This window comes from Butyrivibrio sp. MC2021 (genome assembly GCF_000621605.1).
Lineage (GTDB): Bacteria > Bacillota > Clostridia > Lachnospirales > Lachnospiraceae > Butyrivibrio.
The window spans coordinates 349203-374157 of record NZ_JHXX01000001.1; the positions used below are offsets into that span (position 1 = coordinate 349203).

21 protein-coding genes, 1 riboswitch and 1 other annotated feature are annotated in these 24955 nt (G+C 42.7%); of the genes, 1 reads left to right on the plus strand and 20 read right to left on the minus strand.

The window, feature by feature from the left end; translation table 11 throughout:
- Nucleotides 1–75: 75 nt before the first annotated feature.
- The 16 genes from T359_RS0101380 to T359_RS0101455 form a co-directional block, all read right to left on the minus strand.
- A complete protein-coding gene (locus tag T359_RS0101380) occupies nucleotides 76–1350 on the minus strand; it encodes a hypothetical protein (RefSeq protein WP_026515917.1) in 1275 nt (424 codons plus the stop codon).
- Nucleotides 1347–1943, minus strand: a complete 597-nt coding sequence (locus tag T359_RS0101385) for a metallophosphoesterase (RefSeq protein ID WP_026515918.1) — start codon at nucleotides 1941–1943, stop codon at nucleotides 1347–1349. Before T359_RS0101385 ends, T359_RS0101380 begins: the two co-directional genes overlap by 4 nt.
- Nucleotides 1944–1961: 18 nt before the next feature.
- Nucleotides 1962–2450 carry a ribonuclease HI gene (gene rnhA, locus T359_RS0101390; protein ID WP_026515919.1) on the minus strand — a complete coding sequence of 163 codons (489 nt, stop codon included), beginning with the start codon at nucleotides 2448–2450 and terminating at the stop codon, nucleotides 1962–1964.
- Between the two features lie 12 nt (nucleotides 2451–2462).
- The gene (locus tag T359_RS0101395; protein WP_026515920.1) at nucleotides 2463–4133 is read right to left on the minus strand and encodes a MutS-related protein; all 1671 of its coding nucleotides are present in this window, start codon (nucleotides 4131–4133) and stop codon (nucleotides 2463–2465) included.
- Nucleotides 4134–4144: 11 nt separating this feature from the next.
- Nucleotides 4145–5446, minus strand: a complete 1302-nt coding sequence (locus T359_RS0101400; RefSeq protein ID WP_026515921.1) for an amidohydrolase family protein — start codon at nucleotides 5444–5446, stop codon at nucleotides 4145–4147.
- Nucleotides 5447–5479: 33 nt separating this feature from the next.
- On the minus strand, nucleotides 5480–6310 hold the full coding sequence (locus T359_RS0101405) for a purine-nucleoside phosphorylase (RefSeq protein ID WP_026515922.1): 831 nt from the start codon (nucleotides 6308–6310) through the stop codon (nucleotides 5480–5482).
- A 96-nt stretch (nucleotides 6311–6406) separates the two neighbouring features.
- Nucleotides 6407–8455: a serine hydrolase domain-containing protein gene (locus tag T359_RS18940; RefSeq protein WP_051544851.1), complete on the minus strand. Its 2049-nt coding sequence runs from the start codon at nucleotides 8453–8455 to the stop codon at nucleotides 6407–6409.
- A 19-nt stretch (nucleotides 8456–8474) separates the two neighbouring features.
- Entirely contained in the window at nucleotides 8475–10370 is a 1896-nt protein-coding gene (locus T359_RS0101415) for a heavy metal translocating P-type ATPase (RefSeq protein ID WP_026515923.1), read from the minus strand.
- A 70-nt stretch (nucleotides 10371–10440) separates the two neighbouring features.
- A complete protein-coding gene (locus tag T359_RS0101420; RefSeq protein ID WP_026515924.1) occupies nucleotides 10441–10656 on the minus strand; it encodes a cation transporter in 216 nt (71 codons plus the stop codon).
- Nucleotides 10657–10688: 32 nt separating this feature from the next.
- On the minus strand, nucleotides 10689–11048 hold the full coding sequence (locus T359_RS0101425) for an ArsR/SmtB family transcription factor (RefSeq protein ID WP_026515925.1): 360 nt from the start codon (nucleotides 11046–11048) through the stop codon (nucleotides 10689–10691).
- A 144-nt stretch (nucleotides 11049–11192) separates the two neighbouring features.
- Complete coding sequence (locus T359_RS0101430; RefSeq protein ID WP_026515926.1) at nucleotides 11193–12788, minus strand: hypothetical protein; 1596 nt, start codon at nucleotides 12786–12788, stop codon at nucleotides 11193–11195.
- Between the two features lies 1 nt (nucleotide 12789).
- On the minus strand, nucleotides 12790–14016 hold the full coding sequence (gene tyrS / locus T359_RS0101435; protein WP_026515927.1) for a tyrosine--tRNA ligase: 1227 nt from the start codon (nucleotides 14014–14016) through the stop codon (nucleotides 12790–12792).
- Nucleotides 14017–14094: 78 nt separating this feature from the next.
- Nucleotides 14095–14365, minus strand: a binding site (T-box leader).
- Nucleotides 14366–14491: 126 nt separating this feature from the next.
- Nucleotides 14492–15970: an L-fucose/L-arabinose isomerase family protein gene (locus T359_RS0101440; protein WP_026515928.1), complete on the minus strand. Its 1479-nt coding sequence runs from the start codon at nucleotides 15968–15970 to the stop codon at nucleotides 14492–14494.
- Nucleotides 15971–16054: 84 nt separating this feature from the next.
- Complete coding sequence (xylB, locus tag T359_RS0101445) at nucleotides 16055–17578, minus strand: xylulokinase (RefSeq protein ID WP_026515929.1); 1524 nt, start codon at nucleotides 17576–17578, stop codon at nucleotides 16055–16057.
- A 169-nt stretch (nucleotides 17579–17747) separates the two neighbouring features.
- Nucleotides 17748–18776: a LacI family DNA-binding transcriptional regulator gene (locus T359_RS0101450; RefSeq protein WP_026515930.1), complete on the minus strand. Its 1029-nt coding sequence runs from the start codon at nucleotides 18774–18776 to the stop codon at nucleotides 17748–17750.
- Nucleotides 18760–19398: a DUF4867 family protein gene (locus tag T359_RS0101455; RefSeq protein WP_026515931.1), complete on the minus strand. Its 639-nt coding sequence runs from the start codon at nucleotides 19396–19398 to the stop codon at nucleotides 18760–18762. The genes T359_RS0101450 and T359_RS0101455 overlap by 17 nt, the downstream gene beginning before the upstream one ends.
- 194 nt (nucleotides 19399–19592) lie before the next feature.
- Nucleotides 19593–19697: riboswitch (THF riboswitch) on the plus strand.
- Nucleotides 19698–19764: 67 nt separating this feature from the next.
- Between T359_RS0101455 and T359_RS18945 the strand changes: the two genes are divergently transcribed.
- Entirely contained in the window at nucleotides 19765–20370 is a 606-nt protein-coding gene (locus T359_RS18945; protein WP_035783445.1) for a folate family ECF transporter S component, read from the plus strand.
- A 69-nt stretch (nucleotides 20371–20439) separates the two neighbouring features.
- Here the strand turns inward: T359_RS18945 and T359_RS0101465 are convergent, their stop codons facing one another.
- Genes T359_RS0101465 through T359_RS0101480 form a run of 4 tightly spaced genes read right to left on the minus strand, consistent with a single transcriptional unit; the run spans nucleotide 20440 to nucleotide 24855 of the window.
- The gene (locus tag T359_RS0101465; RefSeq protein WP_026515932.1) at nucleotides 20440–21465 is read right to left on the minus strand and encodes an NAD(P)H-dependent glycerol-3-phosphate dehydrogenase; all 1026 of its coding nucleotides are present in this window, start codon (nucleotides 21463–21465) and stop codon (nucleotides 20440–20442) included.
- 26 nt (nucleotides 21466–21491) lie between these two features.
- A complete protein-coding gene (locus tag T359_RS0101470) occupies nucleotides 21492–22175 on the minus strand; it encodes a glycerol-3-phosphate acyltransferase (RefSeq protein ID WP_026515933.1) in 684 nt (227 codons plus the stop codon).
- Between the two features lie 2 nt (nucleotides 22176–22177).
- Nucleotides 22178–23506 carry a ribosome biogenesis GTPase Der gene (der, locus tag T359_RS0101475; RefSeq protein WP_026515934.1) on the minus strand — a complete coding sequence of 443 codons (1329 nt, stop codon included), beginning with the start codon at nucleotides 23504–23506 and terminating at the stop codon, nucleotides 22178–22180.
- Between the two features lie 35 nt (nucleotides 23507–23541).
- Entirely contained in the window at nucleotides 23542–24855 is a 1314-nt protein-coding gene (locus T359_RS0101480; protein WP_051545003.1) for a DUF512 domain-containing protein, read from the minus strand.
- Between the last annotated feature and the right edge of the window lie 100 nt (nucleotides 24856–24955).

Here is a 24955-nt window from a genome sequence, read left to right on the forward strand (position 1 = left end):
CAACACACATATTAGCACTATTTCGTCCCTAAAAACAGACAATTATTGCTTTTTTATATTCACATAGTGCTTGAACTAATCTAATCTTACAGAAACAGTTGTCTCTGAATGATATTCAGACGGCATGAAAAACCTTTTACCTTCATCAGGATAAAATTTCCCAATCCTCTCAATGCGATTCTGTTCGTATACGTAACCTATATATTTGTATTCGCCGAATTTATACAAAGTCTCCTTGTTATATGCAGTTCCGGGTTTATTATCATATTTATAGCTAACGCTAATTTTATTATGTTTATAATTTTTTACTGCAATATCACACTCGGTAAAAACATTAACAGTAAATGAAGTAGTTTTTTCATTTCCATAGGTTTTTACATTAAATTCATCGGGATCATGTATTTCTTTTTCATAGGATGATTCTTTAAAGCTGTCTGACTCCGGGTCATAAGCAAATGCTTGCTTGTATGTGTCATAATACTCTATTTTAATCCCCTCTGCCGGCTCATATATTTTATTCTGATACATGTTTATAAAGTATTCATCATCAAGTTTAGCAGTTTTATCATATTCTGATTTTTTCATATATTGATCAGTATTATAGTCATATATTTCAGGATCCTCATCAGTAGGGGAATTAATTATATATCTATCATGAGAATCACATACATACTCCACAAATCCATCATTGCAGTATAAAGTAATTGAATATATATGATCCCGGAAGCTCAAATACTTATCAAAGTCTAATATGCTCTCATATTCCAGGCAGGATTTAGAACTGATAATATAGCAGTCATTAATGTTCGAAGAGTTGCTGTTTAAGACATAGTTTTCAACGTCTTCTTTCGTAAACGAAGAGGGAAAAAGGTTACTTCTTACGGTATCCTCGTACTTATAGGAAGGATTTCTGTAAGAAGTAGTGGTTATAAAATAATCAGGTTCAAAAGTAAGAACAAGATCATCTTCATCAGATATCCCAAGCTGCTCCTTAAAGTATTCTGCAGTATACTCATTTGCATATTCCACAAGATCATCAGTATAGTACTCATCTGAAGCCAGATTATATGAAATTCTATGCTTTTTTAACTTGTAGTAATAGGTTCCTGTAACTAATTGAGTCAAACCATCAGTTTGAGTAAATCCTCCCCAATCAGTTTCATTACGTACTGAAGTAAGTTTACTAAAGGGTTTATTCATTAAAAGCCAACCGGTAAGATAATATCTGCCTACCGCCTTCTGAATAAGTGCACTTGAAATGCTATATCCCCTGCCGCAGCCGGTAATCGTTGCAGAAAAAATCATTATGATAAATAAAATAACTACTCTCTTTTTCAGTCTAAACTTCATAGTCTTATCCATTCTCCCAAAGTCAATGGTGTATAATCTGATCTTTTACAAAAACAATTTATCATATTACAGGGAATTGTGCTCTCGTGCTCACTGCCAATAGGAGTATAGGGAGTTTCTCTGATCAGATTGATGATCCTCTGCATAAGGATCTCATCTCTTGTTTCATGGACATGACCATACATCATGTAGACTTTGGGATCGCCGTTATGCCTTTTTCTATACTGTCCTTCATAAAATGGTATCGGATAATGGCAGCAGACAATCTTTTTCTGTGAATCAGTTATTTCTCTATAATTGTCTATCCATTCAAATCTACCGGAATCAAAGTCCGGTGAATCAACAAACTTATCATGATTTCCTTTAATAAGGCAAAGCTTACCCTTCAAACGATGGATAAGCTCATTGGTCTCTTCTACTTTTCCAAGAGACAGGTCCCCAAGAATTATGACAGTGTCCTGATTGGTAACCTTGTCATTCCACTTTTTTATCATGTATTCATTCATTTCTTCCACATCCGCAAAGCCCCTGTGGTCCATCTTGGTATTGAGGGCTGCGTGGTAAAAATGACAGTCTGCAATATAATAAATCATAAATATATCTTTCTAAATTTACTTAAGATCTCCGCCGTCATCATGTAACAATGTGGCAGGATCAGCATCTGCAGCGGTGGTGGCCAGTTCGTCGCACCTCTCATTTTCAGGGTGTCCTGCGTGCCCCTTTACCCAGTTCCACTTGATCTTATGGGGTTCTGCGGCTGCAAGAAGTCTCTTCCAGAGTTCAACATTCTTAACAGGCTTCTTTCCTGCTGTTTTCCAGCCATTCATGATCCACTTGGGAATCCAGCCCTCATTGAAAGCACTGATGACATACTTGGAATCTGAGTACATCTCAACTTCGCAGGGTCTGTTCAAAGCCTCCAGACCCTTTATTGCTCCCATGAGCTCCATACGGTTATTGGTGGTCTTGTCATAGCCTGCACTTATCTCTTTTTCATGAACTTCGCCCTTAGGATCCACATAGCGCATCACAACGCCATATCCTCCGGGTCCGTCCGGGTTACCTCTGGCAGAGCCGTCGGAATAAATTTCTACTTTCATAATTACTTTCCTTTAATCCCAGTGTCCTGTGCTAAGGAACTTCTCAGCAAGACTCTGGGCATTATCTACGATATTCTCATCATAGCCCAGTACATTAAGGAGCTTGATGGCATTTCTTGTGGTGGCAGGGCCACTCTTTATCTTATAGTCAAAGTGAACGTCGTTATCTGTGATCTCTCCTTCGAAATGATATATTCCGAAGTAATCCTTCAAAAGGCTTGTGAGCTCGATATCATGGGTTGCCGCAAGGCACATGATATTTTTACCTGCGAAGTTCTTAAGAATCTCAGTAGATGCAGCGATTCTCTCAACTGTGTTGGTTCCTCTAAGGACCTCATCCACAAAGCAAAGTACCGGATTTCCCTCTTCCTTGGATGCATCCAGAATTCTCTTGATGGATTTTATCTCAACTATGTAGTAGCTGTCTCCTTCAAAGATATCATCCTTGAGAGCCATGGAGGAATATATCCTGTAAAGTGGTGCCTTATACTCTTTTGCCAGAACAGTGTGTATGGACTGGGCAAGGAGTGCATTAAGAGCACAGGTCTTAAGGAATGTACTCTTACCTGAAGCGTTTGAACCTGTGATAAGAACTCCTCTGTCTGCGTTCAGATCATTGGCAACAGCGTTCTCGATAAGAGGATGATAAAGATCTTTAGCCACATAGTTATTGCCTTCAAAAATCGGCAGACAATAGTTATCCTTAACAGATTCTCTATAGCAGGCGATTGAGATATAGGTTTCTAAACGACCTGTAATCGTAAGAATGGCATCCAAAGAGTCCTTGTGGGCCATGATCTGTACATACATCTGATTAAACTTGATGATGTCAATGTGGGTAGACATCCTGAGGAAATCCACCAGAGCTTCGATAGGATTACCGGAGTTCATTCTGGTAGGTGACATCAGAATATATGAGCCTCTGATAAAAGACTTAAAATCTGCAGCCGCATCATTGAGAGCCTTGATATCATCGCTGATCTCAGGATCATCAATTTTGGAAAAAGCATCAACAGACTGAATAACTCTCATAATATAGCCATAGCTTGCGAGATACTGCTCAATCTTTCCTTTATACCTGAAGTACAGGATGATGTTGATCATAACAAGCAGTACAAAGACAGCAAATCCGACAGTAAAATTGAAAAAGCAGCCAGCTATAGCTAAAATCATAAGGCCGATCATTAGGAAATGCTTTTTATTACTGAAATTCTCAACATTATCAAGATACTCGATATAGTCGTAGATTGAATACCTGATTCTTCTGCCAATCTTGGCAAAAAGGACCTGCATTTTGCGGCGCTTCTCATGATTTTCCGCAAAGAACTTTATCTTCTTTTCCATATCGGAGTAATCATCAGTCTGGGAAGGAGTTCTGAGAATATAGTACAGATATTCCTCACCGGTGGCACTGAAGCAATAGTTCATTCTTGCAAAAACGCCGTCCATATTCAGGTCATTCCAGGTGGCATCATCTATCTGAAATCCATCCTTGTGTTTCAGATAATACCCCTGCAAATGATCAAGATCATCAGCCTTATACTCTCTTTTTGGAGCCTGACCAAAATCTTTTGTAAGCTTGGCAATAAGCCTTTTTTCAAGTAATTTCTCATCCCTGAGGCCCAGAAGGTATGCTAAAAGACACACACCTGTAAGGGCAGATAAAAAAATAATCGCTTCCATAAAAAAATCCTTTATGCATATAATCTTTTTGAAATCTCATAGGCCTTGGCATAGATCTCATCAGGCTCTGCTCCGATATTGAACTTGCCTCTGTTATAGCGGATTATACCACCGATCATGGTCATAAGAACATTGCTCTTAGATCCGCTGTAAACAATATTCTTAACAATATTATTCTCAGGCTGCATATTAGGCTGGGTCATATCAAGCATGATGATGTCCGCCAGCTTGCCCTCTGCAAGAACATCAGCATCCTTCAGTCCCATTGCATGAGCCCCGTTAACGGTAGCCATCTTAAGAACCTCTGACGCATCCATGCTGGCAGCATCCATATTCCTTATCTTGGAAAGTGCGGTAACCAGGAACATCTCCCTGAACATATCAAGACAATTGTTGCTGGCAGGTCCGTCAGTACCTATAGCCACAGGTATGCCCTTTGCCACATAATCTGATATAGGAGCCACTCCACTGGCCAGCTTCATGTTGGAAGCCGGATTTGTAACGGCATAGAGACCTCTCTTTTTCATGATCTCCATGTCCTTATCATCGGTCCACACAAGGTGATATCCACCTCCGCCGTAATCGAAAAGTCCCAGGCTGTCAAAGAATTCCACAGGAGACATTCCATAGCGGTCACGGCATTCCTTAACCTCGCTCTCAGTCTCAGATATATGAGCCCAGAAAGGCGCTTTATATTTGTGAGTAAGCTCTGCTGTCTTCTCCAGGAGTTCCTTGGAGCAGGTATACTCCGCATGAATACCGAGGATAAAGGAGTTGTACTCATCCCTGCCATTAAGGTCTGTATAATATTTCTCAAGCAGTTCCACGGACTGGCTGAAATTGTTGACACAACTGGTCTGAACGCACCTGAAGCCGCAGTCTCTGAAAGCATCTGCCACTGAAAAAGGTGTCAGATACATCTCAAAGGCTGCAGTCATGCCGCTTGTAAGATATTCCATGATTGAAATCTTAGAAAGATGATAGATATCTTCTACTGTCATCTTGGCTTCTATAGGGAAAATCTGTGTTCCCAGCCAGTCAGACAACGGAAGGTCATCAGCCTTGGATCTCATAAGAGCCATGGCTGAATGAGTATGTGCATTTTTAAAACCCGGCATCAGAAGATTCTTCTTGCAATCAATCTCTTCATCCCATACAAGGATTGTGTCCTTGTGGGAGTCACAGTAATGCCTTCCCTCTTCTTCTGTTCCGACAAAAATAATCCTGTCCCCGACTACCCAGAGCTCTCCCTCGAAGATATCCCTTCCATCCTCCATGGTAAGGATTCTTGCGTTATAAAAACGTGTTCTCATTATTAACTTACACCCCAACAAAAGTTTTTAATATCAGATGGTAAATCTCTTGATTGATTCTGTTACAAGCTTGGTAAATAAAGGAGCTGCCTTGTCTGCTGCCTCCTGAACCTCTTCATGGGAAAGAGGGCTGTCTGAAAGGCCGGCTGCAAGATTGGAAATACAGGAAACTCCGCAGATCCTCATACCCATGTGATTAGCAGCAATAGCCTCATTAACTGTACTCATGCCAACTGCAGAAACACCGAGTTTTCCAAGAAGTCTGATCTCTGCGGGAGACTCGAAAGAAGGTCCTGTAAGCTGAGCATAAACGCCTTCCTTAAGGTCAATTCCATTCTCCTTGGCAACCTCTCTGATAACATCCTGAAGATCCTTTTTATAAACATTGGACATATCAGGGAAACGAGGTCCGAACTCATCAATATTCTCGCCAATAAGTGGATTGGGAGCAAACATTGAAACATGATCAGTGATAAGCATAAGATCACCGGCTCCAAAGCCCTCTCCGAGACCGCCTGAAGCATTGGTAAGGAAAAGGATCTTTGCTCCCAGCATCTTCATAACTCTGTGAGGAAGTACAACATCCTTAATGTCATAGCCTTCATAGAAGTGGATCCTGCCCTTCATGCAGACAACCTTAACATCTCCAACATATCCGAAGATGAATTTTCCTGCATGTCCGGGAACAGTTGATACCGGAAATCCGGGAATGTCACTGTAAGAAACCTCTGCCTCTATCTTGATGTTCTCTGCGTAGTTACCAAGGCCTGATCCAAGAACCAGGGCCACGTCGGGCACAAAAGAAGTCTTGGCTCTGATGGCCTCTACACATTTTGCAACCTTTTCATAAGCTGATGTACTCATAATCTATACCTCTCTTAATTAGTCTAAGTCAATTTTTCTGAAACAACATACATAGTATATCATAGAACCCTTGAATTTTCGGCATTTTCTTACTTTTTATGTATCTTCTTCAATATCTTCCGCATCTGTTATAACTACTTCTGAAGAATGCGTAATTTCCTTACCTTCTTCTGCAGATTCTTCCAGTTCATCAATAACAGGTTCAATGTACTCCGGCACTGACAGCCTTCCGTGTATTACCGGCTGGAAGGTATTCTTTACCGCATGAACAAAGGCTTCTTTGACACCTCCTTTATAAAATCTGTTGATAAGCATACCCTGCATACCGCCAAGCCCCTCTGTACTCATGCTCATTATTGCATCCATAAGCATTACGGTGCCGGGAGTTTCAAGAAGTCTTATCTGAATGCCGGCAGGAACGGAAGGGTGAATGAAAGTCCCTTTTCTGTCCTCTCTGTCTGTGGCATCATCATCAAAACAAATATTAAGGGTTCTGGTGCAGGCTTCCTCTAGAAAACTGATTTCATTTCTTATCACAAGCCTGTTATATTCATCAGTCTTGCAGAAAGAAGTAAGTGAAACCTTATAGATCTCGCCGTGCATATTGATGTCGCTGATATATCTCTTGCCGCCAAATCCGCATCTTAGCTTGTAGATGGCGCTTCCTTCATACAGATCTATGTAAAAAGAGTTATTCTCCCCTATCCTAAAGCCTATCTTATGAATTCCATCGGTAAAGTTGTTATGGACCACCTGCATCATAAGAGGGAAAATACCAACTCCGGTGACATCCAGATCATAGGTCTTTCCGTCAAGCTTTTTAAACCAGGTGCCCATAAGTTTATTTTCATTTCTCACATTGAAGGAATTGACCTGGGCCTTGAAACTGCCCCTTCTGTTTTCGAAGGAAGCAACTTTTTTCCTGGGTCTTCCGGTGGTCATGGTCACAGTTCTCTGTTTCCAGCCTCCTGAGCATATGATCGGATACTCAGCATTACACCCACTTACGGATTTTGCAAGAGCCTTCAGGTCAGATAATGCAGCAAAGTCCTCGGGAAGCGGCTCGTCGCTGACCTTTATCCTGTTCTTAAAGGCTTCTCTTATATACGTGGCCATGGGACTTGTCTGGAAAATATCACTGTTTCCGGCATTGGTAACTACAACCATATCAATGTCGGGATATACAAAAACATTCTGTCCAAGCATTCCGTTATAGGCAAAAGAACCCGGTCTGTCATCATTTATCCACAGCTGATATCCGTAATGCCCATTATCTTCTTTTCCTGTCTCGATCTGCCATTTTATGGATTCCTCAACCCACTCTGCAGGAACGATCTGATTACCGTCCCACATACCCTTGTTAAGGTATAGCTGACCGAGCTTTGCCATGTCCTCAGCCCTGATAAACAAGCCCCATCCACCTTTAGTGATACTCTGGGGACAGCTCTCCCAATATACCCTCTTGATACCCATGGGATTAAATATTCTCTCCTTACAAAAATCAAAGGCTGACTGTCCTGTGATCTCTGTAATAATGGCTGAAAGCATGTAGGTATTCATGCTGTTATATTCAAATTGTGTTCCGGGATCAAACTTAAAAGAACTTTCCAGATAGGCTTTCCTCCAGTCATTGCCGCTGATTGCACCGGCCTCACTGAAATCCACGCCGCTGGACATATTAAGAAGATTGTGGACAGTGACATTTTTCCTGAAAAACCCAAAGGGGCTTACTCTGGCACTGAAAATGTCACTGAGTTTATCATTGGTAGAAAGCTTTTCTTCTCCCACAAGTATGCCTATGGCCATTCCAATTATACTTTTACACATGGAATAAGACACATGCCACATATCCATGCTGTAGGGTTCGAAAGCACATTCCGCTATCACATAGCCATGTCTTAAGAACATGAGCTTATGCACATTGCAATCTTTATTCTCTGACAGAAATCTTATCAATTCAGTAAAAAAAGCAGAACTGACGCCCTGTGATTCAGGTGTTCTTCTCTCAAGATAAGTCTCCCCAATGGGGGTAAATTCCATAAAGGCGGGTTTCTGAGGTTTATAATCAACCTTGCTGATTTCCCCGGTCTCTCTGGCAACTAACTTTAAAAGAAGCTCTCCAACGTCAAGTCCTGCTCTGGCCATTGCATATCCCTCCGATAAATTAGTCCTTATACTTAAGCGCTCTCATGGAATTAAGGATTGCAATAACAGCCACTCCGACATCACCAAACACTGCAAGCCACATGGTTGTAAGTCCCAGCGCACCAAGAATAAGGATTGCCAGCTTCACAGCCAGAGCAAATACAATGTTCTCTTTAACAATTCGGATAGTCTTTCTTGCTATTTTAACAACTGATGAGATCTTTCTGACATCATCATCCATAATTACTATATCAGCGGCTTCAATTGCTGCATCGCTGCCCAGAGAACCCATGGCGATACCTACATCAGCTCTCATAAGAACAGGAGCATCATTGATTCCGTCTCCAACGAAAGCAAGCTTATTATTATTATCCGATTTTAAAAGTAATTTTTCAACCTCGCCCACTTTGTCGGCAGGAAGCAGCTCTGAATGAACCTCATCGATGCCGATCTGCCCTGCAACATACTCTGCAGCAGCCTTTCTGTCGCCGGTAAGCATAACAGCCTTCTTAACACCGGCCTTCTTCATACGACTGATGGCATCGGCTGCGCCTTCCTTGATGACATCTGAGATAACTACACAGCCCGCATATTTGCCGTCATAGGCCACATATACGATTGTGCCGGCTTTATCAGATGCTTCGTAGGTAATCTTCTTATCCTCAAGAAGTTTGGTATTTCCGAGAAGGAGCTCTTTTCCGCCATAGACAGTACTGATACCTCTACCGGCAATCTCTTTTGTCTGAGAGCCATCAAGCTCTTCAAATGTAGCATTACCGTTGGCCTCCGTATAAGCTGCCAGAATGGATTTGGCTATAGGATGATTTGATAAGCTCTCACCGGCAGCAGCCAGCTTAAGAAGCTCATCTTTGTTAACTGTGCTGTTCTTAGAAGGAACCACATCAGTAACTCTGAACTCGCCCTTTGTAAGGGTTCCTGTCTTGTCAAAAACAACTGTTGTGATCTTGGAAGCTGCTTCAAGGAAGTTACTTCCCTTAACCAGGACACCTATCTTGGAGGAAGCACCGATACCTCCGAAGAATCCCAGAGGAACAGAGATAACAAGGGCGCATGGGCATGAAACTATAAGGAAAATGCAGGCCCTCTTTATACTGTCTGCAAATGCCATGTATCCGAAAAGCGGAGGAAGTATGGCAAGAAGTACTGCTCCTATGGTAACAACCGGTGTGTAGTATCTTGCAAACCTGGTTATAAAGTTCTCCATTCTGGACTTCTTATTGCTGGCATTCTCCACCAGTTCCAGGATACGGGCAACTGTGGAGTCCTCGTAAGCCTTCTCTGCTCTTATCTTAAGAAGTCCCTCACCGTTGATACATCCGCTGATAACATTATCTCCCTCAACAGCTCTTCTCGGAACGGACTCGCCTGTAAGGGCCGCTGTATCAAGATAGGACTCACCTTCTGTTACAACGCCGTCTACAGGAATCTTTTCACCTGCTCTTATAAGAAGTATATCACCAATAGATACCTCTTCCGGGTCTACCTCATTAACACTGCCGTCTTCAGCAATCACATTGGCAAAATCCGGTGCTATGCTCATCATATCTGAAATGGACTGTCTTGATTTTCCTACAGCCACAGCCTGGAAAAGTTCTCCTACCTGGTAAAAAAGCATAACTGCCAAGGCCTCAGAATATTCTCCGATGCCAAAGGCACCGAATGTAGCTATCATCATCAGGAAGTTTTCATCAAACACCTGACCATGGCTGATATTTATAGCCGCTTTTCTGATTACGTCATAGCCTATGATCACATAGGGCACCAGATAAATGGCAAACTGTACAAACCGGGGTACAGGCTGCATGATTCCTGTCTTATCCAATATCAGCAATGCAAAGAACATTACAAGAACTACAATTATTCGATTTCTAACTTTTTTCTGCTTTTTTGTCATACTGTCACCTATAATCCCACATGATTTAAATGCCATTTCGAAGTGAAATGGCATTTTCTAATAATCTCATTCAGATTTCAATTTCGCAGTCAGGCTCAACCTTCTTGCAGGCCTTAACTGCCTGATCCAGTACAGAATCAAAAACATCATCTGCAGCCTCTAAAGAAAGTTTCTGAGTCATAAAATTAACTCTTGCACTTACCACTCCCTCAATCTTCTTGATAGCTTCTTCCATCTTAGCTGCACAGTTAGCACAATCTACTTCACACTTATAAGTCTTTTTCATATCATTATCCCTTTCTGCCTTAGGCAAATAATTTACTCGGTAATATGGTTAATTCCCTGAGCAAGAATGGTTCTCACATGCTCATCAGCAAGAAAATATATAATAGACTTGCCATCTCTTCTGTTACCTACAAGCTTGCTCTGCTTGAGTATCCTGAGCTGATGGGAAATAGCTGACTGTGTCATATTCAGTGTCTCAGCTATGTCACATACACACATCTCTGATTCAAACAAAGCCACTAGAATTCTGATCCTGGTTGAATCACCAAAAACCTTAAAAAGCTCTGCCAGATCATAAAGAAGATCATCGTCAGGCATCAGATTATTTACGCTCTCAACCTTATCGCTATGAACGTGTACTTCTTCGCAGCACTCTACGTCATTTATAGCCATATGCTTCATCCTTTCATTTATTTTGAATTACATATGAATATCTGTTCATATGTTTAATATATCCTTCAATCACTGATATGTCAATACTTTTTTATAAAAAAAAGCCTCTACCCATATAGTAGAAGCTTCTTCCAATTAGTCAGATTATTCTTTTGTCATGGAAACAATGCTGTATCCATCAAAAATACTACTGATATTCTTCTGAAGTACAGCTGTATAATTATATTCTGTAACATCTGATCCATCTAAAGATGATTTTTTGAACTTTCCTATTACAGTGACAGTTTCACCATTTACTTCCGCCTCCCAGGATTCAATGTTTCCATTGTAATAACCACTGGAAGTGTTATAAGCATCAATTGCGTCGCCATCAGAAAGGGATTTAAACTCAATCTTTTCTCCTGTGAGATCATAGGAGATGCTCTCAACATCTTTTTTACTTAAAATGCCATTTCTGGTCTTTATAAAGTCATTGAGATGTCTTGTGGCAAAATAGCTGTTCTGTAAAAAGAAGTTAATGAAGTCCTTCTCCCAATTATCAGCCTTAACTGCCTCTTTGGATTCAAAACTGTCATAAATAAGAGCAATTTCCTCAAGAGCATCCTTCATGTTATCCCCGAGATAGAATCCGTTTTCAGGAATGATATCTCCTATTTTCGTAGAAAGAATACTCCAGTTGGATTCATTACTGCGATCTACAATCTTGAAGCCCTTATAGGTCTCAAGGTAGAACCACATATCTCCCGTCTTGGAAATCTTGTAAACATTGCAGCAAAACTCAATGTCCTCACCGGAAAGATAGCATTTATTTACATCCAGCTCATTATTGTCCCTGAGAATGATCTGCACGCCTACGCAATCAGACATGTCATCATATAAAGATGCGATATTATTGGCTTCCTCAAAAGAAACCTCTTTTGCTCCGTAGAGTTTGTATACGCCATTATCAGCATAAAGAGCATATGGGATATTGCTTCTGGCATAGAGACACTCTTCAACGGTGCTCTCGGTATTGTCAGTCATTGCATAGCTGCAGTGGGCGTCAAGAGTCCAGAACAACTCATTGTTCTCATCAAAGGTCTTGGTTCCTCTGAAATTAAGATCAGGAACCGCATTAAGGAGCTCGTCATTCTTAAGAGTAAATACATATCCAATCTTATCTGCGCCGCAATAGCCGTTGAGAGTTATGTAATTTAAGCCCCCGATCTCCAGATACTGCTGCTTGGATGCTATTTCATTATCCGGAGCAGTCCCTTCAAGTAAATGAGGCGTAAGCTTCTCATCCACAAAATATATATCGGCCGCATATACGTAGTCCAGGGTATCCTCGCTGTCTACATCTCCTGAAATCTTACCGATAAAGCCCGGCAGAACAAATGCCTCATTCTTCCCATCATTATCCAGATCTACCACAAAACTGCAGAACTTCTCTTTTGTTCCCAGTTCAACATCAATGGCAGCGGTAAACTCGTTTTCACCAAAGCTAAGAGCTATCTCACCTTTTCCTACCTCGATATCCAGAGATTCTTCTTCCTCTTCTTCAATCTCCTTAGCCACCTCAGAAGTAGCTGTTATAGCTGCATCATCAGCTTCAGCCGGTTCCTCTGTAAAATTCTGTGGAAAAAGATCCTCGTCAAAAGATGAAAGTCCAATGGTGCTGTTCTCCGGTATTTTATCTTTACCACATGCTGACAGCACAGTGGCTGCCAGCATGCATACTGTAATAATGTTTTTTCTCATATCAGAACTCAGCAGTTACCTTCTTGTAAGACTTCTTACCCTTGCGGACCATAACGCCTTCGCCGAATACATCCTTGGTGTAGGTTGACTTAACATCAGAAACCTTCTCCTCATTAAAGGTTACACCGCCCTGCTCAACTGCACGTCTTGCTTCACTTCTTGTAGCGCAAAGGCCTGCAGAAACAAGAACCTGAAGAATATCAACAACGCCGTCTCTGAAGTCCTCTGCCTTAAGAGAAACAGAAGGAACATTGGACATATCTCCGCCGCCTGCGAAAAGTGCTCTTGCAGCATCCTGAGCCTTCTGAGCTTCCTCCTTGCCGTGAACGAGAGCTGTAAGCTCGAATGCAAGGATCTCCTTCTTCTCGTTGATTCTGGATCCATCCCACTTCTCCATCTCAAGGATCTCCTCGATAGGAATGAATGTGAGCATCTTGATGCACTTATCAACGTCAGCATCGCCAACGTTTCTCCAGTACTGGTAGAAGTCGAAGGGTGATGTCTTGTTAGGATCAAGCCATACAGCGTTTCCTGCTGTCTTGCCCATCTTCTTGCCCTGTGAGTCGGTAAGAAGTGTGATGGTCATAGCGTGAGCATCCTTACCAAGCTTACGACGGATAAGCTCTGTACCACCAAGCATGTTGCTCCACTGATCATCTCCACCGAACTCAAGGTTGCAGTTGTACTTCTGGAACATGTAATAGAAGTCATAGGACTGCATGATCATGTAGTTAAACTCAAGGAAGGAAAGTCCCTTCTCCATACGCTGCTTGTAGCATTCAGCACGAAGCATGTTATTAACTGAAAAGCAAGCACCAACCTCACGAAGAAGCTCGATGTAGTTGAGGTTCATAAGCCAGTCAGCATTGTTTACCATCATAGCCTTGCCTTCGCCGAAGTCGATGAACTTCTCCATCTGCTTCTTGAAACACTCAGCGTTGTGATCGATATCTTCTCTTGTAAGCATCTTTCTCATATCGGTTCTTCCTGAAGGATCACCGATCATTGTTGTACCACCACCGATAAGAGCGATGGGCTTGTTGCCGGCCATCTGAAGTCTCTTCATAAGTGTGAGAGCCATGAAATGACCTGCTGTAAGAGAATCTGCTGTACAGTCAAAGCCGATATAGAATGTTGCCTTACCTGCATTAACAAGTTCTCTGATCTGTTCCTCATCTGTAACCTGTGCGATGAGGCCTCTTGCCTTAAGTTCTTCAAAAATCTGCATATAGCACCTCCAAAATAAATTCGATTGGAAGGACGGTTTTCTGCAAAAAAATAGTCCTTCGCAATCATGTTAATGATTACAAAGGACGGAAATACCGTGTTACCACCTTCATTCACGCATAGTTCACACCATGCGCCTCATCAAGTACACCGCTCATGCACTAAGGCATTCACATCATACTCATCCGATGTAACGTATCGGAAATCGTCACAGCTTACTAGACAGATCAATCATTCTTCTGTGCAGCTCACGGAGGTATTCGTCCTCATCCTTAACCAGCGCCTCTCACCAACCGGCAACTCTCTGTGGTCAGACTATGAATCCTACTTGTTCCGATCAAAGCCTTTGTTTATTAAACCTACGCTTTATTTTATATTATCTCAGATTAATGTCAATATTCTTTTAGTATAAACACAGAAAAAGGGCGCATACCCGAAACTCAGGTATGCGCCTATATAATTATCTCTTTTCCTTATTAAGCGAAAGGATTCTCTGTAGGATAAGGAAGTGATGCAGGCTGGTTGTAGCCGATTACTTCTGCTCCAACATACTTGAATACTTCGTAGATAGCCTTTCCGTAGTGACCAAAAGCAACTGCTCCGTGGTGAGGGAAGTTGTGCTGTATAAGAATGTGTCTGTAGAATCTTCCCATCTCAGGAATAGCGAATACACCGATACCGCCGAAGGATCTTGTAGGAACGTTAAGTACTTCGCCCTGTGCAACATATGCCTTAAGGTGGTTGTCAGATGTGCTCTGCAGTCTGTAGAATGTGATGTCGCCGGGAGCGATATCACCTTCAAGTGTTCCCTGTGTAACTTCCTCAGGAAGGTTTCTAGCCATAATTCTCTGGAACTTCATCTCGCAGCTTGAAAGCTTGCTTGTGCAGGTATTTCCGCAGTGGAAGCCCATGAATGTATCTGTGTGCTTGTAGTCGAACTTGCCCTTGATGGACTCGTTGTACATATCAGCAGGTACAGAGTTGTTGATATCAAGAAGTGTAACAGCGTCATCAGAGATGCATGTTCCGATGAACTCTGAAATAGCGCCATAGATATCTACTTCGCAAGATACAGGAATTCCGCGTCCTGTAAGTCTTGAGTTAACATAGCAAGGAACGAATCCAAACTGTGTCTGGAATGCAGGCCAGCACTTACCGGCGATAGCAACATACTTCTTGCCACCTCTGTGTCCCTCGATCCAGTCAAGAAGTGTAAGCTCATACTGAGCAAGCTTCTCAAGGATTTCAGGCTTCTTGTTACCTGCGCCAAGGTCATTCTCCATATCCTTAACAACATCAGCGATTCTTGGATCACCTGCGTGCTTGTTAAAGGACTCGAAAAGATCAAGCTCTGAGTTCTCTTCGATCTCTGCACCCATGTTGTAGATCTGCTGAATAGGAGCGTTACAAGCAAGGAAGTTCATAGGACGAGGACCGAAAGAAATAACCTTAAGGTTAGCAAGTCCATCAAGTGCTCTTGCGATCGGAACGAACTCGTTGATCATCTTAGCGCACTCATCAGCTGTTCCAACAGGATACTCAGGAATATAAGCCTTTACTCCACGAAGGTGAAGGTTGTAGCTTGCGTTGAGCATTCCGCAGTAAGCATCTCCTCTGCCGTCGATAAGGTCACCCTGTGACTCCTCAGCAGCTGCGCAGAACATAACAGGTCCATCAAACTTCTGAGCAAGAAGTGTCTCAGAAATCTCAGGTCCGAAGTTTCCAAGATATACGCAAAGTGCGTTACATCCTGCCTTCTTAACATCCTCAAGAGCCTCAAGTGTCTGAGTCTCGCTCTCGATGATACATACAGGACACTCATAAACGTCCTTATCGTTGAAGTTCTTCTTGTAAGCCTCAACAAGTGCCTTTCTTCTGTTTATTGCAAGTGAAGCTGGGAAACAGTCACGGCTTACTGCAACAAGTCCAATTTTAACCTCTGGAATGTTAATCATAAAAAATCCCCTTTCTAAATCCATAAAAAATCTTGTTATATTTGAGGGCTTTCGCCCTTACTGCCATATTTAGTTAATTCAAAATCAAAGCTGTGCAAGCTCTTTGTAATCATCCTTAAGATCAGCATAAAGCTTCTGATAGAGCTTGTGATACTTAGCATACTTCTCAGCATTCTCTGCTACAGGAGCTGTCTCAGCTGACTTGGTGATGATCTTGTCGCAGGCTGCCTGAACAGACTCAAATACACCGCTACCTACACCTGCAAGAATAGCAACACCGAGAGCCGGGCCCTCTTCCTGCTTGATAGTAGCTACGTTGCAGCCATAGAGATCTGAAAGCATCTGTCTCCAGATCTTGCTCTTACCGCCGCCACCGCAGGCCATCATATCGTTAACCTTAACGCCCATCTCATTGAGGATCTCGTTGCAATCGCAAAGTGAGTAGGATACGCCCTCCATAACGGCTCTCAGAAGGTGCTTCTGTGAATGGAAGCCTGAAAGTCCGAAGAATACGCCTCTTGCCTCAGCATCAAGGTGAGGAGTTCTCTCTCCGTTAAGGTAAGGAAGATAAACAAGTCTGTCACTTCCTACAGGAACGCTTGCGATATCCTCGTTGATAAGATCATAAGGATCAACTCCAAGCTCCTGAGCCTTGGTAATGTAGCTCTGGCAGAAGTTATCTCTGAACCACTTAAGCGAGAAACCTGCAGCCTGGGTAACACCCATGATGTGCCATGCGCCCGGAACTGCGCAGCAGCATGTATGAACACGACCCTTAGGATCAATGCTAACCTTATCTGTGTGAGCAAATACAACACCTGATGTACCGATGGTTGTAAATGCTGTTCCTTCTCTTACAACACCTGTACCAACTGCAGCTGCGGCATTATCCCCGGCGCCGCCTACTACAACGGTCTCTGTTGAAAGACCAAGGTCTGCGGCAACATCTGCCTTAACCTTGCCTGTAACCTCACAGGACTCGTACATCTTACCAAGAAGTGCTCTGTCAATCTCAAGCTTGTCAAGAACCTCCTGAGACCAGTCTCTCTTGGCTACGTCCATGAGCTGCATACCTGAAGCATCTGAAACCTCAGTAGCGAACTCACCTGTAAGGATATATCTGATATAGTCCTTAGGAAGAAGAATGTGCTTACATCTCTTGTAATTCTCGGGCTCGTTCTTTCTAACCCAGAGGATCTTGGCAGCTGTCCATCCTGTAAGAGGTGGATTGGCAGTGATCTCAATCCATTTCTCCCTTGGCATGATCTTGAGCATATCCTCTACTTCAGCGCCTGTTCTCTGATCACACCAGATAATGGAAGGTCTGATAACCTCACCATTCTCATCCAGCATAACAAGACCATGCATCTGACCGGAAATACCAATGCCCTTGATATCATCAGCAGCTACGCCCTGCTCCTTAACAACCTCTTTTACAGTGTATAAAACTGCGTCTCTCCAATCCTCTGGTCTCTGTTCAGCCCAGCCGTTGTGAGGTGTAAGAAGATCGTACTCTTTTGACTTAGATCCAAGTGCAACTCCGTTCTCATCAAAAAGAACAGTCTTGGTTGCTGATGTTCCAACATCAATTCCTAATAAGTATCTCATACCTTTTCTCCAATCTTGTCTTTCCTCTTAAAGCCTGATGTGTGTACGTTAACACATCACTTAAAATATTAAAAAGGAACCCAGTGTTTGTCAATAGACATGGCCTCATAAAAATGACCAAAATTAGAGGTCAAAAACTGATAATAATTCCTTTTTTTCAAAATTAAAATCAAATATTCTGTTCAATGTGTATGCTAAGTTCGGTGTAATTAACCTTGCTGGGTTGAATGCCGTAGGCAAGATAATTAAACAAAAGCTCCAAAGGCAGCTCTCCCTGTTTCTCCGGCTCCTGACATATGGTGGCACTTATGATACCGTCCTTGAACATGTCATACTGGATGGGAACCAGGTCGTTGGTGATGATCTTGATCTTATTCTCCTTGTCCTCTGCCGCTATGATTCTGCATATGCTGTAATCCATAGGATTGATAACATAGACAACATTGGTCTCAGGAGCCTTCTTAAGCATCTGCCTCACTGCTCTCTTGTTCTGAGCCTTGTCTGAGGTAATATCCCATTTTCCCAGGATCTTCATATCAGGATATCTGATATTCGCCTCCTTGAGGAAGCCGTGAATTCTCTCGTCCGCACTCTCGCGGATGCTGCCAAATTCAGAGAAGAAGCACACCTTGGAATCGGCGCCGCCTGTCATGGCTGCAAGCCCTGCTGCAAGCCTTCCGGAGGACACATAATCGCATCCCACATAGGCTATGGAGTCAATTCCCTCTATCTTACTGTTGTAGAACACGATGGGGAAAGGTCTTTTCCTGGCCTCATCAGCAATAAGCTTGTTAATCGATGAATCCTTACCAAGAATACATGCTCCATCATATTTTCCAATCTCTGCGGTAAGCTTCTTGATAAGCTTATCCTCATCGATACTTCTCTCAGGATAGTCATAGACATCCGTCTCAACACCGTAGGCCTTCAGCTCCTGAATCTTCTTCTCAGCGCTTTGCCTCACAGGAATGAAAAAGGGATTATGCAGGGTCTTGGGAGTCATGTAGAGGAATCTAAGCTTCTTCTTCATAACTGCCAGTCCCTGCGCTACCCTGTTAGGCTCATAATTAAGTTGTTCCATGGCCTTCTCAACCTTGGTCCTGGTCTCTGCCTTGACATAGCCCCTGTTATGAAGGACTCTGTCAACGGTACCTATTGATACACCGGCCATCTTAGCAATTTCAATTATTGTCGCCATCTATATCAATATTTACCCCGAAAAGACCCTCGTATGCTCCGTCCTTGATCTCAGAAGCATCCTTGTGAGCCAGAAGCCATTTATTAGTTGCAAAAAGAGTTCTGTCATCAAGGTTCTTACCTGCAGTCTTAGCATTGCCAACATTAGTCCCCTTAGGAAGTGCAACAAGTACCTTGAAGCCCTTAGCCTTATCAGCATGGCAAGGAGCATAGTGAAGTGTTGTAGCGTAAACCTCTACAAGAACTCCCTTAGGTACGAAGAACGCCTTAACCTTGGATGTATCAAGCTTGCCGTCCTCAAGATCGGAAAGTCTTGCGAGAAGAAGAACGAAGTCCTCTGTTCCCAAGTTGAACTCGCTGTCTCTGTGGTACTCAAGGCAATTGAGCTTGGTGTTGTGGCCATTGCAGTATCCAAACTGGAAAGGCATGCCACCGAAAAGGCTGGTTCCAAGTTCCTCAGTCTGTGCCAGCTTATGAAGCTCTTCCTCTTCAGGCTTGTAAACAACGTCATCAGGAAGTGGTGAGCACTCATCAAGAGTCTTAAGGATCTGGTCTACCTCATATCCCTCAACAACTCTTCCATAGGTCTTGAATTCAGGATCTGTAACATTAATAAACTGCATAACTCCTCCAATCTGTATGAAACAATATAGTTTTTACCCGTTTTATAATCATACATTTTTAGTAATAATCATTCTACTGTGTTTTGCACAAAGATTTCAAATCATATTTTGCTATTATCACAACAAATATTGCCTAAATAGCTTGCATATCCTATTCGAATAAAGTATGATTAGCACGTAAAAAAAATAACAAATGCAGAGTAGACCTTTAAGCGTCAAGTGCCGGGTGAACAGGGAGTTGTCATCCGGACGAAGGAAACAAGCTGGTTTCCGCGGTTTTTGGGTCGCATCCCGCTGCTACATCAAAAGGCTTATACTGTGTCCTCCGATGTGGTTAAAGGAAAAAACTGCAGAGGAGGAAAAATTATGTATAACGAAAACAACAAAAAACGACTGAGCTTTTCATCCGTTGGACAGCTCAAAAACATCTATGTCCTTTGTATCTGTGGTCTTATGGGTGCACTTGCCATAGCCCTTCACGGCGTTGCCACCATCAAAGTCGGTGATTATCTTCGAATTGGTTTTTCAAATATTCCCAATGAAATAGTTGCGTTTCTCTTTGGTCCCTGGATTGGAGCAATCTTCGGTGCTGCCATGGATATCATCAAATGGTTCTTATTCCCTACCGGCGCATTTTTCCCGGGTTACACCCTCACAGCCCTGGTTGCAGGCATAATCTACGGCGTATTCTTTTATAAAAGGCCTATCAAGATCTGGAGAATCCTTGTGGCAGAGCTTTTGGTAAAGATTTTCTGCAATCTTGGGCTTAACACCCTCTGGATCATGATGACCACAGGAAATGCATTTAAGGCGATCGTTGTTCCAAGAATTGCCGCCAACGCTGCTAAATTACCGGCTGATACAGTTATCATGCTGATCCTGTTCCCGGTTATCAGACACATCATTCAGCCCACTCTTCTTAATATCCATGACAAAATGAAACACAAAAAGCCTGAAACAACTGAGGAATAATCCATATAATGGCAAAAAATAACAGATAACCTTGATAATTCAGGGTTATCTGTTTTTGTTATGTCTTATTTACCAATCCAGAAGGCTGCTTTCAACCTTCTTATCTCTCATCATAAGCTCTTCCAATACTTCTGAAGGAGCCTTTCCTTCAAAAAGGATATCGTTAACGCCTTTTACAATAGGCATCTCAACATCATATTTCTTGGCAAGCTCCAGTGCTGCCTTGGCGCTGTATACGCCCTCGACAACCATGTGAACCTCATCCATGGCTTCCTGCATGGATTTGCCCTGTCCGATAAGAATTCCGGCTCTTCTGTTTCTGGAATGCATGGAAGCACATGTAACAATCAGATCTCCGATTCCTGACAGACCGCTGAAGGTCTCAAATTTGCCTCCCATAGCCATTCCCAGACGACCGATCTCTGCGATGCCTCTTGTTATAAGTGCTGCCTTGGTATTATCCCCGCAGCCGTAGCCGTCAGCCATTCCTGCAGCAAGAGCTATAACGTTCTTAAGAGCGGCTCCGATCTCAATTCCCAGCATGTCAGGACTGATGTATACCCTGAAAGTATTGCTCATGAAGGTATTCTGAACATATCTTGCAATTTCTTTGTCAAAAGCACCTACAACAATGGTTGTAGGCATATCCTTTCCAACTTCTTCAGCGTGGGAAGGTCCGGAAAGAACACATACATTACAGCCCGGGATCTCGTCCAGAATAACATCTGACATCACCATCAGAGTGTCTTCTTCAATACCCTTGGTACAATTGACGATTATCTGCTTATGTTCATCATTTTCAAGATCTATGAAAGGTGCTATTTTCTTAACAGTCTCTCTCATATGAGCCGAAGGAACCACAAGAACTATTATATCCTTGTCCCTGACAGTCTCTTCAATGTTGCAGGTGAATCTCACGCAATCTGGCAAAATTACACCGGGAAGCTTATCCTCATTGCCGTGGTATGCAGTCAGTTTGTCAACAGATTCCTGACTTCTGCTCCACACAATAACATCATGTCCGTTCTTAGTAAGAAGATAAGCCAGCGCAATTCCCCAGCTTCCGGCTCCTACGATTCCAATCTGTTTGCCCAAATTTATGTTCTCCCCTTTGAAATCTATTAGTCAATCTTATTCTTTTTGAAAATATAGGTTTTTCTTTCCTGGCCTGCAAGGAGCTTCTTGATGTTACCTCTGTGCTGATAAAAAGCCAGAGCTGTAAGAATTCCCACAAGGATATATACTTCTATAAGCGCTCCCTGAGGAAGTGCTCCGAAAAGTCCCATCTGTCCATAGATAATGGTCATAACCAGCAGCGCAGTGTAATAGAAAAGGCTGCATACGGATACGATATGGAAAAGATTAAAGGGCAGGAAAAATGATATAACACCCATCAGGATAAAGAGCCAGTTAAACTGAATACCAAGATAGATGGTATAACCTGCGGTACATGCGATTCCCTTGCCGCCCTTAAACTTAAGGTGAATGGGAAAATCATGACCAAGAACCGCGCCTGCTGCTGTATAAGCCATGTACAAGATTATGTAAGCCGGATTATTCCTTCCAAAAAGCAGGTATGTGATAAGAATGGCAGCCATACACTTGAGCATATCTCCAAGAAGAACGATTGCTCCTGCCTTAGGGCCCATAACCCTCAGAGTATTGGTTGTTCCCGCATTTCCGGAACCAACGCTTCTGATATCAACACCCTTCATCTTGCCGTAGATAACAGCAGTCTGAAAGGTCCCGAATACATAACCGATCAATGCACAGATAATTCTCTCCACCAACAAATTCCCAACCATAATTACTTGTCCTCTTTTCTCTCCCTGATGATGAATCTAAGGGGCGTTCCCTTAAATCCAAAGGCCTCTCTTATCTGATTTTCGATATATCTTGTGTAACTGAAATGCATCAGCTTCTTGTCATTGACAAAAATAACGAATGTAGGCGGCTTAACAGATGCCTGAGTAATATAGTAAAGCTTGAGCATCTTACCCTTATCGCTGGGTGGCTGCTGCATTACCACAGCCTGAGTCATGATCTCGTTAAGCACACCGGTAGCTACACGGAGTGAATGATTCTCGCTGACCATATCGATCATGTCATAGAGCTTGACAAGTCTCTGTCCTGTCTCTGCTGAAATAAAGATAATCTCAGCATAATTCATAAAGGACAGTGTATTGCGGATATCCTTGGTAAACTCTTTTACAGAATGATTATCCTTCTCAATAAGATCCCACTTATTAACTGCGATGATAACAGCCTTGCCGCTATCGTGGGCAATTCCTGCGATCTTGGCATCCTGCTCTGTTACGCCCTCTTCAGCATTGATAACAAGGATAGCAATATCCGCTCTCTCAACGGCACCTACGGTTCTTACGATCATGTAGTGCTCAAGCTCGTCCTTGACCTTATTTTTTCTGCGAAGTCCGGCAGTGTCGATAAAGGTGTATTTCTTGCCGTTGTATTTAACTTCAGTATCGATGGCATCTCTGGTGGTGCCTGCGATATCTGAAACAATAAGTCTGTTCTCACCGATGAGCTTGTTGATAATGGAGGACTTACCTACATTGGGCTTACCGATAATGGCAATCTTGGTATTCTCATCCTCTTCCTCATTGGTTGAATCCTTGGAAAAGTGGCTTACAACCTCCTCAAGAAGATCGCCTATACCCTGCTTGTTAACCGCCGAGATAGGGAAAGGTTCGCCGATTCCGAGGTTGTAGAACTCATAAACATCCAGGGAATCTCTGTTGTAATTATCAACCTTGTTTACGCAAAGAACCACAGGCTTGCCGGATCTGCGGAGCATGTCTGCAACCTTGTCATCCGCATCTGTAAGTCCCTGCTTAACATCAACCATGAATACGATAACATCCGCGGTATCGATGGCGATCTGAGCCTGCTCTCTCATCTGTGAAAGGATAATATCCTTGGAATCAGGCTCAATACCACCGGTATCAATGAGAGTAAAGCTGTGATTAAGCCACTCCACATCCTGATAAATTCTGTCTCTTGTTACGCCGGGGGTATCCTGCACAATGGCAATCCTGCTTCCGGCAAGGGCATTGAATAATGTGGATTTTCCAACATTAGGTCTGCCCACTACTGCTACAATATTTTTTCTGCTCATAAACTATTCCTTACTTCTAAAAAATCAAATACTATTTACTCAGGCTCTACCCCAAAGAGGATAGCTGCCAGATAGTGTCCGTCGCACTTGGAAATACCCACAGGAACCTCCAGGGCCTTGCTGATATCTCCTATGGTCACATCATCCAGAAGATAGTCTTCTCCGCTTCTCAAAAGGTTCTCAGGAAGGAAAAGCTCCTGTCCCAGTTCCCTGCCCTTAAGCTGTTTAATTATATCCTGTCCTGTAAGAAGACCTGAAACTGTGATCCTCTCGCCAAAAAACTCGTTTATTATCTCATAAACATGTATCTTTATGCCAGGGGAAATTTCAGAAACTTTATCCGCAAGCTCTTTTATGCAGGGATAAACCAATCTTCCGGTGGCAATGGAGATCTCCTGCTTAAAGTCCTTAAGCTTATCTCCATATCGTTGCTTTATATCCTCAACAGCTTCATCAAATTCATTTATAAGGAGCCTCATCATGCCCACGCCATTTTCAAGCTGAATATAGCCGTCGTAGCGCTCCTCCTCGGGGAACGGCCTGCCTGCCAGGAAATACCACTCATCACTGGCATGGATAAAGTGAATTCCGTGCTCTGCATAGATCTTTTTCTGCCAGCTCTCAATCTCGTCAATGACCTTTTTGGCATCTTCTGAATCAAAGGGTTCTAACGGATAAAGGCCGTCTCTGTATTTGGAAAGTCCCACAGGTACCACTGATACGCTCTGAAGATTCGGGATATACTTGGTCAGGTCCGAAATAGACCTCTCAAGCTCATCTCCGTCATTTACTCCCTTGCAAAGTACGATCTGTCCATTGATCTCTATTCCTGTTCCGGGAGCACAAAGCCTGTCAACCTTCTTGAGGGCCTCTCCGGCGAATCTGTTGCCAAGCATCTTGCAGCGAAGCTCTGGATTGGTTGTCTGGAACGACACATTTATGGGGGACAGGTGATATTTCAGGATCCTGTCGATGTCCTTGTCAGACATATTGGTAAGGGTAACATAATTGCCCTGTAAAAACGAAAGTCTTGAATCATCATCCTTAAAATAAAGGGTTTCTCTCATGCCCTTGGGCATCTGATCGATGAAGCAAAAGATACATTTATTGCTGCAGGACCTGTAATCATCCATGAGCCCGTTCTCGAACTCAATTCCCAGCTCCTCATCAAAATCCTTGTCTATATCAAGAAGCCATTCTTCTCCGTCAGCCTTCCTGATAAGTATATCCAGGTGATCCTCCTGAACCATGTACTGAAAATCGAAGATATCCTCGATTATCTCATCATTGATCTTAAGGAGAAAATCTCCCGGTTCTATATTAAGTTCCTCGGCTATGCTTCCTGGCATGACCTGACTTATCTTGTGTCCATTATATTTCTTCAATACTAATTCCTCTGATACTTCAAAAAATAAACGCTTAAAATTAGGGTGCCTAATGTACAAGCAA